Here is a 16,345-nt window from a genome sequence, read left to right as displayed (position 1 = left end):
TAGCGCTGTGCGGATCAAACGAGAATGCGTGCCAACGGCTATGCATTGAAAAAACCGCAATAGTACCCATCTTAAACACAGTGTCAGACTGAGGATATTTTTATGGCGGATGAATCAACAAGGTCACCGGCTTTGATCGCGGATGTGTTGCCAGACACCCTGTGTCTGATGCCGATTCCGCACCGACCGTTTTTCCCAGGTCAGATTCAGCCTGTGGTCGTCAACGCCGGCGAGTGGGAGAGCACGCTTGAGCGGGCCGTAAGCCAAGATAATGGATTGTTGGCTTTGGTTTTTGTTCCTGATCGGACGCCAGGCGAGCTACCACGCGAGCGTGTACCTGCAACAGGCTGCGTTGTGCGTCTGCACCGCCCACCTCAATCCCAAGGCAATCACCAGTTCTTAGTACAGGGCATAAAGCGATTCCAAATTACCGAGTGGCTCAGCCATGAGGCGCCCTACCGAGTCAAGGTGGACTATCCACGCAGTCAGGGGGACCGTGACAGCCATGAGATCCGCGCTTATGCGATGGCTCTTATCAACGAGATTAAAGCATTGCTACCGCTGAATCCCCTCTATGGAGAAGAACTAAAACAATACTTGTCTAATTTTTCGCCCAATCAGCCCAGTTTGTTGGCTGATTTTTCCGCCGCACTGACCACCGCCAGCGGTGACGAACTACAAGATATTTTGGATAGTTTGGATTTGCTCGAGCGCATGGAAAAAGTATTGGTGCTCTTGCGCCGTGAGCGGGAGGTGGCTGAATTACAGGGCAAAATTAGTGGCCAGGTAAACGAAAAGCTCAGTGAGCAGCAGCGCAACTTCTTTTTGCGTGAGCAGCTCAAGGTTATTCAAAAAGAACTGGGTATTACCAAAGACGATAAGACCTCGGATCGCGAAACCTTCGAAGCACGTTTAGCCGATTTACGCGTGCCAGAGGCTGCGCTTGTTAAAATCGAAGCAGAGCTCAATAAGCTCAGTGTGCTCGAGCCGGGTTCGCCCGAGTACGGCGTGACCCGCAATTATTTGGATTGGGCCACCTCGGTGCCCTGGGGTAAACAGTCCACCGATAAGTTATCAGTGGCGGCAGCCCGTGACGTGTTAAATGCCCACCACGATGGTTTGGAGGATGTCAAAGCTCGCATTTTAGAATTTATCGGCGTCGGCGTGTTTAAAGGTGAAATTGCCGGGTCGATCCTGTTACTAGTGGGGCCGCCAGGGGTGGGTAAAACCAGTATCGGCAAGTCCATCGCGGAATCCTTGGGTCGTGAGTTTTATCGTTTCAGCCTTGGCGGTATGCGTGATGAGGCTGAAATAAAAGGGCATCGACGAACCTACATAGGGGCGATGCCAGGCAAATTTATTCAGGCCCTTAAAGATGTCAAAGTCGAAAATCCGGTGATCATGCTGGATGAGATCGATAAGCTGGGTCAGTCTTTTCAGGGGGATCCGGCCTCGGCCTTGCTCGAGGTGCTCGACCCCGAGCAGAACAGCGCCTTTTTAGATCACTATTTGGACTTGCGGGTTGATTTATCCAAAGTCCTGTTTGTTTGCACGGCCAATCAATTAGACACTATTCCCGGACCCTTGCTGGATCGTATGGAGGTCATCCGTCTGGCGGGCTACATTGCTGAAGAAAAGCTGGCCATCGCCAAGAACCACCTATGGCCCAAGCTCTTGGCAAAACATGGTGCTAAGCGCAGTCAGATCCGCATAAACGATGCGGCACTTAAATACGTCATTAATGCGTATTGTCGTGAGGCAGGTGTGCGCAATTTAGAGAAACAGCTGTCTCGTTTGATTCGCAAAGCCATCATGGAGTTACTAGAGCGGGACTTGGCGAGACTCTCTATTTCTAAAGCACAGATCGAGACTTTTCTGGGTAAACCGCCGTTCAGCGACGACAAGCCCATACGTGGCGTTGGCGTGGTGACGGGACTTGCTTGGACATCGATGGGGGGGGCGACCTTGTCAATTGAAGCCAATAAAATTCATAGTTTGAATCGAGGCTTTAAATACACCGGTCGTTTGGGCGAGGTCATGAGGGAATCGGCTGAAATTGCCTACTCGTACATCATGGGGCACTTGCCTGAATTTGGTGGGGATGCAAGATTCTTCGATGAAACTCTGGTGCATTTGCACGTGCCTGAAGGCGCTACCCCTAAAGATGGCCCCAGTGCGGGGGTGACTATGGCGAGTGCACTGTTGTCACTGGCTTTGGGTCGCGCAGTCACTGATAAGGTGGCTATGACAGGCGAGTTATCGCTTACCGGGTCGGTGTTGCCTGTCGGCGGTATTCGCGAAAAAGTCATTGCCGCACGCCGAGTGAAAGTGAATCGCTTGTTCTTGCCAAAGGCCAATCAAAAAGACTTTGAGGAACTGCCCGAATACTTGCAAGAGGGGCTTGATGTGACCTTTGTTGATCACTTCACTCAGATTTACGGCAGTTTGTTTTCGAGTTGATGGTAACTCGGTAAGGCTTATCTGCAGCCGTGAGTCGTTGATTTAGACTTCGGCCAATAACACTGCGCGCACTGGGGCAGGGTGGCCTTCGATGGTTTTATTGCGGTCCTCGGGGTCTAGAAACTGCTCGAGTGAGTGGAACTGCATCCAGTCGGTGCGGCGCTGTTCGGCGATCGATGTCTGATTCACGTCGACGGTTCGCGCATTTTTGAACCCCACCTTAGTCAGCCAGCTCTCCAGAGCCGCTGTGCTTGGCAGGCACCACACGTTGCCCATTCGAGCATAGCGGCCTGGCGGTACAAAAACCGTATCTCGGTCGCCCTCTACGACGAGTGTTTCTAGCACCAATTGCCCACCGGGCGCTAGACAGTCGCGTAATTGGGTCAGGTGATCAAAGGGGGAGCGTCGATGATACAGGATGCCCATTGAAAATACCGTGTCAAAGGCTTTGATACGCTCGGGAATTGCCTCTACGCCTAGAGGTAAGACGCTGATATTCGGTTTGCGCATATAGGTTTGTATCGCCCAAAACTGTAGTACAAAGAGCGGGGTTGGGTCGATACCGATGACTTCGCGTGCCCCTTCCCCGAGCATCCGCCAACAGTGGTAGCCGCTACCGCAACCGATATCCAGCACGCGTTTGTCTTGCAGTGGGGCAAGGTGAGGGAGTACCCGATCCCATTTCCAATCGGAGCGCCACTCGGTGTCAATTTCTACGCCAAACACATTGAAGGGGCCTTTGCGCCATGGATGCAGTCCTTCTAGGGCTTGTTTTAGGGTGTCAATCATAGCGGGATTGGCCACAGGGCCTCGAACACCCACCGCCGACTCAGTCAACATTCGCTCTGTAACGTCTAACGGCGGTAACGATGCTAAGGCTTGTTGCCAGCGCGCAAGATCGCCATAGCGGTGTGGATCCAGCCCCTGCTGGATTTGCTCGGGAAGCACTTCTGCCCAGGCTGCCAGGTCTGGGTCAAGTTTCCAGTTAAGAATTAAGTCGTCGTAGTTCACGCTTTTAAGGCCACGATCGAGGCAAAGTTAAAGCATTGGAACCAGACGTTAGCGCTGCCGCATCCAGCATCCAGCAGACGCTTGCGGTGCGTCTCTATGCTGTCGCGTATCAGAACGTTTTCGATAGCCGAGCGTTTTTGGGCGACCTCTAAATCGCTGTAACCGTTGCGGCGCTTAAACTCGTGGTGTAAATCCATATTCAGTTGGTCAAGATGGGGTTCGGTGAATTCGACCTTCTCTGAAATGATAAGGATGCCGCCCGGGCGTAAACTTGCGACAAGCTTTTGAATGAGCGCGTCGCGTAACTCTGGGCGCACGAATTGCAGGGTAAAGTTCAATACGATGACCGAGGCGTTGTCATAATCTACAGCGGTGATGTCGTCGCAGCGCAGTTCTACAGGCGTCGTGTTGCTGTCGGTATCCAAAACAGATCGGCAGCGTTCAATCATGGCCGTTGAGTTGTCGATGCCAATGATCTTGCAGCTGTCAGGTAGGGGTTGCTGGCGCATGGATAAAATCGACGCGCCCAGCGAACAACCCAAGTCGTACAGGTTGCTGTTAGCTTGAGCGTAACGCGCAGCCAATACCCCTGTCATGGCAATAATCGTGGGGTAACCGGGGACAGACCGTTTGATCATATCCGGAAACACCGAAACAACCGATTCATCAAATCGAAACGGTGCGATTTGATCCAGTGGCTCAGAGAATAAGTTATCTTTGTTGGACATGATTTGTCAGTTCGGTTCGAAAGCGCGGAATGATATCATGAGCCACTTAAGGTCGTAATGGCCAGTATTTACATAAGGATTCGTCATGTTAGCCACACTATCGCGTTTACCGAAAGACAGTATTTTGGGATTGGCCGCGCTTGCCAGAGCCGATGAGCGGCCGAACAAAATTGATCTGACGGTGGGCGTGTACATGGACGATAAAGGTCTCTGTCCAGTGATGCGCGCTGTGCAAGAGGCGCAACAGCAATTGGTGCAGGCCGAGGTCTCTAAGGCGTATTTGCCTCCCCAGGGTGATCCGACCTTTGTGGCTGAGATGCCCAAGCTTGTGCTCGGTGCTGGACATCGCGCGTTGATCGAGACCCGAACCGCAACGATCCAAACACCTGGCGGTTGCGGCGCTTTGCGCATTGCCTCGGAAGTGCTGGCAGTTGCAAATCCGTCAGCTAACGTGTGGTTGCCCAATCCAACCTGGCCTGTGCATGAACCGTTACTGGGCAGTGTTGGCTTAAAGTTCGAGCGTTACGAATATTATGACTACGCCACCCACAGCCTAAATTTCGAGCGTATGATGCAAGACTTGCAAGGTGTAAAGGCGGGCGATGCGGTGCTGTTGCACGGGTGCTGCCACAACCCCTGCGGGGCGGATTTAAACGCCGAGCAATGGCAGATCGTGGCCGATTTATTGCTCGAGCGCGGTGCGATTCCTCTTATTGACATTGCTTATCAGGGGCTGGGCGATGATTTAGAGCATGATGCTCTGGGTGTGCGTATGCTCGCCAGCCAGTTACCTGAGGTGCTTATTGCGGCGTCGTGCTCTAAAAATTTAGGCCTGTATCGTGAGCGGACAGGTGCCACGATCTTTGTGACTCAATCTGCAGAGCACGCCGAGACCGCCTTATCGCAGGCGCTTGGCGCTGCGCGCCGTTTGTACAGTATGCCGCCGGCGCACGGCGCCATTTTGGCCGGTAAAGTGCTGGCGGATGCTCACTTAAATGCGATGTGGCAGCAAGAGCTTCAAAGCATGACGCAACGCATTCAAGGCTTGCGTAATCAGCTGAGTGTGGCGCTCAGCGCGGCGACTGACCGTGATTTTAGTTTTGTCGCGCAAGAGAAGGGCATGTTTTCCTTTTTGGGCTTAACGCCTGCGCAGGTCTTGCAACTGCGTGAGGAGCAAGCCGTATACATGCTCGATTCATCGCGTATCAACGTGGCAGGTTTAAAGGATGTGACGGTCGAGCCTCTAGCGCAGGCGATAGCGGGCGTGCTGCGCTAGTCCGAATCGAGCTCTAGCCAGCGCTCCATTTTTGCTTCGAGCTCGGCTTGCAGGTCGGCCAAGGCTTGGGTCTTGGCCTGGACTTCGTCGTGGCCTTGCTGGTAGAAGCTGGGCTCCGCCATCAAGTTTTCCAGCTCGGCAATTTGAGTTTCGAGCGTATCAATCTGCTCGGGCAGGACCTCCAGCTCGCGTTGCTCTTTGTACGACAGTTTGCGTTTGGGCGCTGGGGCCGATGCGCTTGGTGCTTGGACTGCAGGCGCTGGCGATTTCGAAGCTGAAATCTGAGGTTTAGCGGCTTCGGCGCTTTCGTCTCTACTGTTAGGGTCTAGTGCCTTGAGCTTAAACCCTCGTGCTTCCCAATTACTGAAACTGCCTGCGTGTTCGCTGACGCGACCGTCGTTTTCAACCACCAGTAAAGCGGTAACAGTATTGTCCATGAAGTCTCGGTCGTGACTTACCAGCAGGACCGTACCGGCAAAATTCAAAATTTGCTCTTCCAGTAGCTCCAGCGTTTCCATGTCGAGGTCGTTGGTGGGTTCGTCAAGCACCAAGACGTTGGCGGTTTGGGTAAACAGTCTGGCTAAGACTGCACGGTTTTTCTCGCCGCCTGACAAGGCGCCAATGGGTGTGTTAGCCCGCTCTTTAGCAAATAAAAATTCGGATAAATAGGAGTAGGCATGGCGTTTGTGGCCGTTAATTTCCACAAACGATTGTCCGCCGCACACGGCATCCATGAGGCTCATGTCAGGGTCAAGTTCGGAACGTAACTGATCCGAATAGGCGATTTCAAGTTTGGTACCAAGCGATACCTTACCCGTCGTGGGGGTGAGCTTGCCCAACAAGGTATTCAGTAGTGTCGTCTTACCGGCACCATTGGCGCCAACGATACCGATGCGGTCACCGCGCTGCACAATTAAGTTGATGTCTCGCAGGATGGTTTTGTCGCCTAGGTGCACCGACGCGTGCTCTACTTCGACCACTCGCTTACCAGAGCTCTGGGCATCGCCGATGCTGAAAGAGGCCTTGCCGGTGATTTCACGCCGTTCGGAACGTTCTTTTCGCAAAGCTTCTAAGGCCCGCACACGCCCTTCGTTACGGGTACGCCGTGCTTTTATGCCCTGGCGAATCCAGACTTCCTCCTGCGCGAGTTTTTTGTCGAACTCAGCATTGGCTTTAGCCTCAGCGGCCTCCAAATGCTCTTTGTAGTTCAGGAAACCACGGTAGTCGCCCTTCCAGACCTTGAGGTGTCCGCGGTCCAGCTCGGCGATGGTATCGGCAATCTGCTGCAAGAAGCGGCGATCGTGCGTCACTAAAACAATGGCGCCTCGAAATTCTTTGAGCTGCTCTTCTAGGAATTCGATGGTTGGTATATCGAGATGGTTGGTGGGTTCGTCGAGGAACAAAATATCAGGTTCTGATACCAAGGCTTTGGCCAGTGAGACTCGGCGCTTCCAGCCCCCGGAGAGTGATGCTAGTGTTTGCTCACCATCAATATTGAGCCGCGTCAGTGTTGCTTCGACTTTTTGCTGTAGGCGCCAGCCATCAGACGATTCGATGATTTCCTGAAGTTTTTGTAGACGTTCTAAGTCGTGCTCGGTCGCACTCATAGATAAGTGATGGTATTCGGCCAATGCGGGACCGAGCTCGCCCAAGCCTTCGGCCACCACCTCAAAGCACGTCGCATCGCTCGCTTCAGGTAGATCTTGTTCGAGCATGCCAAGTTTAACGCTGGGTCGCTGCCAACGTTCACCACTATCGGCTTGCACTAACCCTGCCAGCAATTTCATTAAGGTTGATTTGCCAGCGCCGTTGCGCCCAAGCAAACCCAGGCGTTGACCCCGGGTAATAGTTAAGTCGATGCCGTCAAAAATCTGGTGGGTACCGTACTGCAGGCTGATATTGGTCAGTGTTAATAATGGCATAAGGGTTCGCGAGTAAGAAAGCAGGCGTAGTTTACGCGTGCTGAGGGCACTTTACGAGGCGCATTTTCTGCAAAAACCCACCCATTAGTATTCGGTTTCCGCTACTATTGGCGCCGTACGAATCGACAGGTAAGAATTATGACTGCTCGGGCTAACGAACGCCTTATTGCCAACTGGTTGACGCTGTGTTGTCTGGTCATTCTCGGAATGATTCTGCTCGGTGGTGTGACCCGCTTGACCCATTCGGGCTTATCGATGGTGGAGTGGCGCCCTCTTTTGGGTATTGTGCCCCCACTAACCGAAGCAGAGTGGATGCGCGTGTTCAATGAGTACAAACTCTCGCCTGAGTACCAATTAATCAATTTTGGTATGGACTTGGATGGATTTAAGTCCATCTTCTTGTACGAATATTTACATCGAGTATTAGGACGCCTGATAGGTCTACTGTATTTTTTGCCACTCGCCTATTTCTGGGTCAAGGGCCGAATTCCTGCCGATATCAAAGGTCGCTTAGTGGTATTCCTGATACTGGGTGGGTGCCAGGGGCTATTGGGCTGGTACATGGTAAAGTCGGGACTGGTCGAGGACCCGCGCGTCAGTCAATATCGCTTGGCCGCGCACCTGGGCTTGGCGATCTTTCTGTATTGCTGCTTGGTATGGTTGGCGTTTGAACTGCATGCACGAGCGCGAGGCGTGCAAAAACGTATTCAAACCGTTGTATCCCCCTACGCTTTAGGTCTGGTTGTCTTGGTATTTGTTATGGCTTTGAGTGGGGCTTTGGTCGCTGGCACACGCGCCGGCTTTGCGTACAGCACCTGGCCGTTGATGGGTAACAGCTTTATCCCAGAAGGGCTGTACTCTATGACCCCGTGGTGGCGCTCGATTTTTGAAGACATTACTACAGTGCAATTTAACCACCGCATATTCGCCTATGTCTTAATCGCACTGCTTGGCGCGTTTGCGGTACGTTTGTGGCGTCAGGGTATGGTGTTTCCAGCTGTTTTTGTGGTGGTCGCATTAACGGCTCAAGTATTGCTCGGGATATCGGCTTTATTAATGCATGTTCCGGTGGCCATTGGTGCTGCCCACCAAGTTGGCGCCGTAATCTTATTAACGGCCCTAATTTTTGCAGAGCGCTCTCTCGTTTGGTCTAACGCGAAGGTTTAGGGTAAGGGCGATCGTGCTGGGTGGCGGTCGCGCTATCTAAGGTCGCAATTGCACGGGAAGGGGATTACACCCACTTGTCGGTGCTAAGATCGGTTCGGCGGCGCCCGCTGCTCTTTCTGCGGTCTTCTTTGGTCAAGTCAAAACGGATCGATTCTCGTCGATCCTTCATTAGACGTCTGTGGTAATAACGCCGCTCGGGACCGGTGTAAGCGACTGCTTCGCCTTGCTCTTCCTTTTTTACGCGGTCTTGCCAGCGAGAGCGCTGGCTGGCGAAAGTGGGCTGAAAATCATTAGACATGAGCTCTACCTGTCGCTTGCCTTATTGATTAAATTCGATGGGCGCCTTGTCTTCGGTTGCGCGATCTTCGTTCGCTGGTGTTTCGGACTCTTTGGACGGCGTTGGTGCAATGATATTGGTCACAGCTGGGCCGGTAAACCCGTTCACACCGGTGCGCACCAAGGCTTTCCATTCATCAATGCTGGCCACGCCCTCTGAGAAGATACGAATATTCAGTGCGTCGAGTAACTCCACCAAATTGCGAACCAATTTTTGGTTGGCGGGGTTTTGCTGTATGTCTCTAACAAAGGCGCTGTCAATCTTTAAGTAGTCGACACCTATTCGATTAAGCTTACCCATTTGAGCAATTTGGTATCCAGCGTGCTCGACGCCAAGTTTCACGCCCGAGTCTTTCAACGCTACGGCCAGTTGCTTAAAGGCATCTAAGTTGCGGAAAACGACGGTCTCTTGGAACTCGATCCACAGTTTGCTGGCCCACATGTCGTTTTCTTTTAGGCGGCTGACCAACCATTCGGCGAAGCTATTGTCGGTCAGGGCGGAGAAGCTAAAGTTAATGCAAACGTCCCGACCCGTGACTTGAATCTTTTGCAGGGCAAGTTCGATAACGACCTTGTCCAAGTTTTGCGACAAGTTCAGTCGACTGACCCAAGGGAGAAAATCGGCCGCTGTATACTCATGATCGTCTAAGCCGATACGAACTGGCGCCTCGATGTGCACAAAATCGCCCTCGGCGTCCACCACGGGGAAATCACCCAGATAAAAGAGTTTCTCCGCGAACGCTCGGTCTAGAGTCTCACGCCATTGTCCGACGGTTTCGTTGGCGCTTGACACCTGTTCGGTAGAGACTTCGGTGAGTGTCATTTGCGGCACGGTTGCCGACTCATTCTCCGCCAAGCAGGCATCTAAGCACGTCAGCAGTGAGCCAATGGTATCTTTGTTTTTGACGGCGCAGGCAGAGCCCGGCGTACGAATAACATCTTCTAAGCCTTGCTGTGCCACAACGTTCATCATGGTTTCGTGGATTTGTTGCGCGCTGAACTCAACGTCGTCTGTACTAGGACACAAAATGGCAAAGTCTGAGCCATTTAATCGTCCAGCACTCCAGCCTCCCATGCGCAGCGTGAGTCGGCGCAGTGCGAGACCCATTTCGCGGATGAGATTGTCCATCACCACGCGTCCTTGGGAGCGGTTAAGCGCGGCAAGATCCATAATTCGCACGAGGGCGAGTACGCCTGTCTGGTCTTGCCCTTGGCGCTTTAATTGTTCTTTTAATGTGCCTAAGAAGGGCTCTCGATTCATGAGCCCAGTAATTTTGTCTGTTTGACTTTCTAGGCTCCATTTTTCCAGTTTGCGCGCATCTTGTTGAAGAATTAGTCGGACCTTGTCGGCCAAGATATTCAAGGCTTCAGCGAGTGGCCGGTATTCCGCAATAGGTGGTAGGGGGCGCGTTTCGAATTGTCGGTTGGCGATGGCTTCGGCGTGGTCTTGAAGCGGCTTTAAGCCGCGCGTTTGCAATTTGATAAGTGCAAGTCCACTAAATCCCAGTATTAACGACGCAACCGAACAAAATATCAGGATGCGCAGGATGTTGTCCCACAGCAAGCTACTAGCGAAGGTCGGGTCGGTCTCGATAACAATGCGCTTCAGACTAGACCATTCACCGAGGATAAGCGCCTCGCCTTGTTCTACGGTTAAGTGTAAAAGGGAACTGAACGCATCTGGGGTGCCACTGTCTAGCGAGCGCTGCCGCTGATAGACGACTTTGCCGCTACCATCTTCGACCCGAATTAAGCTGTAGTGTCCGAGATCGAATTGGTTGTCCACGACTTTTTCAAGCTCTGGACCGCCGCCGCTAACACGGGCAAGCGCGCCTGCTAGAACGGCGGCAGCATCGCTATTTTGATCGTTGATTTGCTCTTGTAAATGCTCTCGAGTATGCAGGGTGCTGAAAATCGAAATTCCGACAAAAACGGTCAGCATTGCTGCTACAACAATTAACCAAATGCGTTGGGTAAGTGACAGTGCAAGCATGATTAGTGCGTTTCCATAACAGGAAATCCTTGCGCTTCAAGTTTCGCGAGATAACGCTGGATTTGAGAAGGTTGATAATCGTCATCGGCTCGAAGTTCGTGCGGGTATCGGTAGTCAAAAGGCCGATAGGCCGCGACGGGGCGCAGGTCGGTGCGGCGCTCTGCGGGAATGATTCGAGTCTCAATCGAGTCCAGGATAAGTGGTGTATTGTCGTCGCCGCACAGGCACAGCAAAACCGTGTGACTGATAGGATTGAACATGCTCGGTGTTGTGCCTTGTGCAACGGTATAAACGATCACAAGGCGTTCCGGATGAATACCCAGCATCAACAGGCTTAGCAATTTGGCCAGCGCAAAGTCTTCGGAATCACCTTGTTCGTTGTTAAATAGCTCGGTGGGTGTTGCCCAATAATGGCTCTCGCCCCAACTGTCCATGTCGGATGCCAGCTGCGCAGAGCGGTTGACGTAGTCGTTAACACCTCGGAGCTTTAGCTCGAGAGGTTCGTTTTTGAGCTCGTTGATTTGATTCAACCAAGCACGTCCTTTAGCGTCTTTGACCTGACCTTGACTCAAAAGATTATTGCTTAGCAACGACCAATCGATAGACGCGTAGGAGACGGAGGCGACGCCAAGGCATAGGCCAGCGGCTGCAGAGAGCAGCAACTTCGGAAATTTGATGTATCGTCTCAAAGAGGTACTTGCCGCCATGTTGGTTATCCGAACGCTGTCGTTAATCAAGCGATTTATCAGATGCTACCACGACTCGTTTGAATATGCATAGTTTGCCGGTTCTGTTACAGCCAAGCGGCGATCAGGCTTGGCAGGACTAGAGAGGTTAGAATCGCGCATATGGCCATGCTTAAACCTGCAAATGCGCCCGCGGCCGGACTTATCTGGAAGGCCCGGGCTGTGCCTACGCCGTGGGACAGCGTGCCCAGAGCCAAACCGATTGCCACGGGGTCTTGTACCTGCCAGCGGGTCAGAAGCCAAGGCCCTAACATTGCGCCGATAATGCCCGTGCTGATAACGATGACCGCGACCAAGGAGGCATTACCCCCAATCAGATCGCTGATGCCAATGGCGACCGGTGTGGTAACGGATTTGGTCATCAAGGACATTAGGCTGACATCGTTGAGTTTTAAGCCCCAGCCCACTAAAAAAGCCACGCTTAGGTTGATGAGTGTCGCAGCGCCTAAAGCCAGCACAAAGGGGCGCCAAACTGCAGCTAGGCGTTTTCGCTCGCGATAGAGTGGAATTGCGATAGCCACTGTGGCGAGCTCGAGTCCCTCTGATAAGATCCAGGTGTACGATCGGAAGTTCGAGTAGCTGACGTCGCTCCATAGTAAAAGCCCAATTATGAGGGCGCTGCTGGTAACCACTGGGTGCAAAAAAGGTGTGCTATCAGCGCGACGGTATAGCAGCAGCATGGTGCTGTAAGTACCGAAGGTGCATGCGAGCCAAAACAAGAGATTGATGTTATGTGTCATGGCTAACTTGTTTGTGTTTACGACCGAGCTTGGTGTACACCTGTATACAAACCCAAAATCCCGCGAGGGTAGAGACGAGCATGGCGGTAATAATGCCGAGCCCGTGCTCAGACAAAAGCGAGCCTAAGCTCATTAAACCCACGGCGGCGGGAATGAAGAGCAAATTCATATGCTGAAGTAAGGGTGTAGCCGCGTGGCTCAGAGGCTTAGGTATGTTGCCCAAGAATATCAAGAATATGAAGACAGCAAGCATGCCGATTACGGCCCCGGGAATTGGAATTGCGAATTGAGCAACCAGATGGTTGCCGAGGGTCTTGGCAAGCCACAGTGTCATCAAGCCCACAGCCGTAAGCAACAACGTCGCAATATGTTTCATAAATGCTGTGGCGATATTAAGGGCGCGTAGCGCAAGTCTTGCAGGGAGGCGCAACCTGTCACGAAACAGCTAATTCTGAGCTGTTGACGCCATTGCTCTAGGCATTCTGTAAGGGACTCCGTGCCATGATTTGCCGCGGCTAACATGGGCGATGCCGCTGAAGCAAAAGAAGCGCCCAAACGAATGCTCTTAGCGATATCTAGACCGGATCGTATGCCCCCGGATGCGATTAAGGTGAGCGACTTGCTGAGAGTCTCTTCCTGCTGTATCGATCTGAGTGAATCACGCAGATTAATACCGAAATTATGAAAAACTTCGCCTGTTTGGGCTTTGTTATCTGTGCGCGAGCGCTCGGTTTCGATCGCTGCCCAACTTGTGCCGCCTGCGCCAGCAATATCCAGGTATTGGACGCCAGCGTCCACCAGTTTCCTGGCAGTACTCGGCCCAAGGCCGTGGCCAACCTCTTTCACAATCACGGGTACCGGCGCAAACGTGACCAGTGTCGCAATAGCATCAAGCACACCGCGCCATTGCGTATCGCCCTGTGATTGCAGCGCTTCTTGCAGCGGGTTTAAGTGCACAAAAATCCCGTCAGCTTCGGCGATGTCGATGCACCTCAAGGCATGGCTTAACCCTTCAGGCTGGACTAGCTGTGCACCGCCGATATTGGCCAAAATGGGTATGCTGGGTGCGATCGACCGGACTTGAAATGTTGGACACTGTTGGGGTTGTTCGATGGCAATTCGCATCGACCCTAATCCCAAGGCGACGCCCGCCTCTTCGGCAGCGGCTGCTAGAGTTTGGTTGAGTTGGCGCGACGCGCGCGTGCCGCCACTCATGGACGCTATGATGAGTGGTTGCTGTAGCTCCTTTCCAAATAAGCGGCATCGCGTGTCAATTTCGCTGAAATTCAGCTCGGGTAAGGCACAAGGTTCGAATTGAACGGAGTCTAAGCCGTTAGTGACCGACATTTGCATGGAGGGTAAGCCCGCCAAGGTTAAATGTTCACGTTTGCGATCGTTGATGGTGGACTGACTCATAGGTGAGTGCCGAGTGAATACGTTCGAGGTAAATAATAGTCGATAAGTATCATGTGGGGCACGGTGAGTGCAAAAATTCCAACAAAGAATATACGAACCATTGCCGTGTCTAAACTGATCTCTGCGGGCATTATCGTAAATACCATCAAGGCAATGCCTAAGGTGATGGCGGTAATGCCGTGTGCCAATCGTCTAGCGTTTGCCTTGTCTGATAGTTGAGCGACTGTTTGTTGGGTATGCCTGCGGGAATGCCAAAAGCAAAAATATAAGCCCAGTGACCACAGTGGTGGGAGCAGCGGGACTAAAGCTAGTGCAAGCACCGGCACAGCCAGGGATTTTACTGTTCGCGTTGCCAGTGCGACGTAAATGAGGGCGCAAAAGCCAAGGGCCCACAAGGGTAAGATTACTGATAGGCCGATTTTTATGAGCTCTGTGTCTGTCCTCAGTTGCGCAAAAATTGGCTCCGTCATGGACCAGTGTATCAGCGGCAAAAACAGCGTCCAAATGCCACCTCGAACGATAATGTGCAGTAGCGGATGCGATAAATTCTGGTCGACGACGTCAGACTTTCCGAAGTGCCAGCAGCTCAGTGCCAAGAACAATACCATGGCGACGGTTGGTAAGGCGTACCAAACCATGATGCACAAAAGTGCAATAGCGATATAGATGCCAAAAGTGAAGACCTGCCGATTTGGGGCTATGGTCATTTTTATCAGCGCAGCATCCAAGCCGCCGTGTGGTACACCGAAAAGCGCCATTAAAAGTATGGGTGTGACGACACTGAACAGACTGGGATCCATATCCTAAGCTCGCCACAAGGCGCGTATAAAAGGCCATTTTGGTGCGGTTAAGATGGTGCGTAAACAGGGCCTCCACCCATCTTCGTCACACAAGAAGTGCGCCAGGGTATCACCTGGCAGACGCTTTGCCATGACCATAAACAGTTGGTAAATGGCTTCGGGCTGATGTTGTAGCACACGCAAGAACAGGGCGTCCATGAATCGGGCTCTATATGAGTAGACTTGCTCGGTCGTTAAGTCGTCCCCAAGCGCAAACGCCTTGGCGAGTTTAGCTACTTGGCGCTGGGTGCCATGCCAGGCATAACCAGTAGAGGCTCGTGACGAACCGCCGGCGATACCGCATCGCGCGAGTGCTCCGTCGGCGGGTTCTACCGGCCCCATGGGTAAAATGCCCGATTCCGTCTCGATGTCTTTCCAGGCATTGTTTGGCGCTAGATGGTTTTCGATCCATTGTCTGATACAAGCCTCATAGTCTGCCTGTGCATAGAGTGTTGGGCTGAAAGTCGTCGCCTCAATGAGTAGGTCATGGTCTGAGAGGGGTAAGGTATACACAAAGGTTAACCCGTCGTTGGCAATGGGGCGGGCGGTAAAGTCCATGAGCTGAGGCGTGGTGTGTCCATGAGGGTTATCGCAACGAATAATACGTCCTACGAACTGTTGCTTTATGGTCGTGCTTGGTATCGCTGGCGGCCGGGTATCGACCAGCTGAGTCGACACTGCTCTCTGATCTTTGAAGATAAATTGGTAGCCCGTCGATGTGCGCGCTACGCTATCGCAGCTTTCTTTGATTCGCTGGATGCCGAGTAACTTGGCGTACTCCTCGAGTTGTTCTTTTAGACGTTTCCCATTGATTGCAGCATAGTGTGTGGTGTCGGCGTGTTGGGCGTAGACATTACCGAATGTGTCACGAAACCTCCATGTACCCCAGCGTTTGTCAATGCAAGACTCAACGAACGCCGGGACAGTATTTCTGGAGTCGATCCACGTACTGATACGTTGAGGGCGCAGGTCCTCAGGTCCCACCAAGGTTACGTTTGCGCTCGGGTTTTCTTGCTTAAGTCGCGTAGCAAGACTTAAACCAGCGATACCGGCTCCTACAATGGCAACATCAGTCCTGTGGGTGGTTGACATGGGGCAGGCCTTCAAGATTGGCGTGCAAGTGCGACTTATGACGCTTGGGCTTGGGCTGCAGCAGCACAAACAGCAATGTGGGGAGGAGCTTCAGCGTTAACGTTAGCTTTTCCAAGGGGGTTATAACGGTGCGGCCCTCCCACCAGGCCAGGCGTCGGTCCTGAAGTTTGCGGCCGATTGCTCGATACAGGTGAGCAGCGACAAATATTGCCACTCGGCTTCTTCTGGGAAGATATGCCAGGCCGCAAAGCCCCGATTGATAGAAGACTTCTGCCCGCTGCAGCTGATCGGCAAGGGCATGCTGTACTCGTATTTTAATGGTCTCTGAGGCGAAACGAAGTTCTACAGGGGTGACGTCAAGCGGCAAGTACCGTCGCCCGAGCTCGGCGTCCTCTAATACATCGCGGCAGATGTTGGTAAGCTGCATCGCTATCCCGAGGTCAATAGCGAAAGGTAAGGCGCGCTCATCACTCACGCCCAGTATGGGGCACATCATTAGACCAACAGTGCCTGCGACGCGGAAACAGTAGCGATCGAGCTCGCTTTTACTGGTCATCGCGACCGACTGGGTGTCGGTAATCAGACCATCCAATAAACTCGTGAGCGCTGTAGCTGGAAT

At 52.7% G+C, this 16,345-nt stretch carries 15 protein-coding genes; 3 read left to right on the top strand and 12 right to left on the bottom strand.

Annotated elements, in window-relative coordinates:
* Positions 1-102: 102 nt before the first annotated feature.
* A complete protein-coding gene (lon, locus tag ACTF5Z_RS02340; RefSeq protein ID WP_438984353.1) occupies positions 103-2,460 on the top strand; it encodes an endopeptidase La in 2,358 nt (785 codons plus the stop codon).
* A gap of 42 nt (positions 2,461-2,502) precedes the next feature.
* Here lon and cmoB read toward each other — a convergent pair whose 3' ends face one another.
* Positions 2,503-3,471, bottom strand: a complete 969-nt coding sequence (gene cmoB, locus ACTF5Z_RS02335) for a tRNA 5-methoxyuridine(34)/uridine 5-oxyacetic acid(34) synthase CmoB (protein ID WP_438984352.1) — start codon at positions 3,469-3,471, stop codon at positions 2,503-2,505.
* Entirely contained in the window at positions 3,468-4,199 is a 732-nt protein-coding gene (gene cmoA, locus ACTF5Z_RS02330) for a carboxy-S-adenosyl-L-methionine synthase CmoA (protein ID WP_438984351.1), read from the bottom strand. The genes cmoB and cmoA overlap by 4 nt, the downstream gene beginning before the upstream one ends.
* A gap of 85 nt (positions 4,200-4,284) precedes the next feature.
* Here cmoA and ACTF5Z_RS02325 point away from each other — a divergent pair, with 85 nt between their 5' ends.
* Complete coding sequence (locus tag ACTF5Z_RS02325; protein ID WP_438984350.1) at positions 4,285-5,475, top strand: aromatic amino acid transaminase; 1,191 nt, start codon at positions 4,285-4,287, stop codon at positions 5,473-5,475.
* On the opposite strand, the gene ACTF5Z_RS02320 is transcribed toward ACTF5Z_RS02325, so the two are convergent.
* Complete coding sequence (locus ACTF5Z_RS02320; RefSeq protein ID WP_438984349.1) at positions 5,472-7,397, bottom strand: ATP-binding cassette domain-containing protein; 1,926 nt, start codon at positions 7,395-7,397, stop codon at positions 5,472-5,474. The genes ACTF5Z_RS02325 and ACTF5Z_RS02320 overlap by 4 nt on opposite strands.
* Positions 7,398-7,535: 138 nt before the next feature.
* Here ACTF5Z_RS02320 and ACTF5Z_RS02315 point away from each other — a divergent pair, with 138 nt between their 5' ends.
* Positions 7,536-8,564, top strand: a complete 1,029-nt coding sequence (locus tag ACTF5Z_RS02315; protein WP_438984348.1) for a COX15/CtaA family protein — start codon at positions 7,536-7,538, stop codon at positions 8,562-8,564.
* A gap of 64 nt (positions 8,565-8,628) precedes the next feature.
* Here the strand turns inward: ACTF5Z_RS02315 and ACTF5Z_RS02310 are convergent, their stop codons facing one another.
* The 9 genes from ACTF5Z_RS02310 to ACTF5Z_RS02270 form a co-directional block, all read right to left on the bottom strand.
* Positions 8,629-8,862 carry a hypothetical protein gene (locus ACTF5Z_RS02310; protein WP_423848709.1) on the bottom strand — a complete coding sequence of 78 codons (234 nt, stop codon included), beginning with the start codon at positions 8,860-8,862 and terminating at the stop codon, positions 8,629-8,631.
* Between the two features lie 21 nt (positions 8,863-8,883).
* Positions 8,884-10,893: an EAL domain-containing protein gene (locus ACTF5Z_RS02305; RefSeq protein WP_438984347.1), complete on the bottom strand. Its 2,010-nt coding sequence runs from the start codon at positions 10,891-10,893 to the stop codon at positions 8,884-8,886.
* Positions 10,894-10,895: 2 nt separating this feature from the next.
* Positions 10,896-11,600 carry a transglutaminase-like cysteine peptidase gene (locus ACTF5Z_RS02300; RefSeq protein WP_438984346.1) on the bottom strand — a complete coding sequence of 235 codons (705 nt, stop codon included), beginning with the start codon at positions 11,598-11,600 and terminating at the stop codon, positions 10,896-10,898.
* Between the two features lie 86 nt (positions 11,601-11,686).
* Complete coding sequence (locus ACTF5Z_RS02295) at positions 11,687-12,379, bottom strand: LrgB family protein (protein ID WP_438984345.1); 693 nt, start codon at positions 12,377-12,379, stop codon at positions 11,687-11,689.
* Positions 12,369-12,755 (bottom strand): CidA/LrgA family protein, encoded by a 387-nt coding sequence (locus tag ACTF5Z_RS02290; protein WP_423848713.1) that lies wholly within the window; start codon positions 12,753-12,755, stop codon positions 12,369-12,371. The genes ACTF5Z_RS02295 and ACTF5Z_RS02290 overlap by 11 nt, the downstream gene beginning before the upstream one ends.
* Positions 12,752-13,795 carry a type 2 isopentenyl-diphosphate Delta-isomerase gene (fni, locus tag ACTF5Z_RS02285; RefSeq protein ID WP_438984344.1) on the bottom strand — a complete coding sequence of 348 codons (1,044 nt, stop codon included), beginning with the start codon at positions 13,793-13,795 and terminating at the stop codon, positions 12,752-12,754. Before fni ends, ACTF5Z_RS02290 begins: the two co-directional genes overlap by 4 nt.
* Positions 13,792-14,595: a Brp/Blh family beta-carotene 15,15'-dioxygenase gene (locus tag ACTF5Z_RS02280; protein WP_438984343.1), complete on the bottom strand. Its 804-nt coding sequence runs from the start codon at positions 14,593-14,595 to the stop codon at positions 13,792-13,794. The genes fni and ACTF5Z_RS02280 overlap by 4 nt, the downstream gene beginning before the upstream one ends.
* A 3-nt stretch (positions 14,596-14,598) precedes the next feature.
* Complete coding sequence (locus tag ACTF5Z_RS02275; RefSeq protein WP_438984342.1) at positions 14,599-15,726, bottom strand: lycopene cyclase family protein; 1,128 nt, start codon at positions 15,724-15,726, stop codon at positions 14,599-14,601.
* Positions 15,704-16,345: phytoene/squalene synthase family protein (locus ACTF5Z_RS02270; RefSeq protein ID WP_438984341.1), on the bottom strand; the 642-nt coding region annotated here is incomplete at its 5' end. The genes ACTF5Z_RS02270 and ACTF5Z_RS02275, both read right to left, overlap by 23 nt.

Origin of the sequence: Aequoribacter sp. (assembly GCF_965659035.1) — a bacterium.
In the GTDB taxonomy this organism is placed as follows: Bacteria; Pseudomonadota; Gammaproteobacteria; order Pseudomonadales; family Halieaceae; genus Aequoribacter.
Note: the sequence above shows the minus strand (reverse complement) of the source record. Positions and strands in the feature narration are given on the sequence as shown.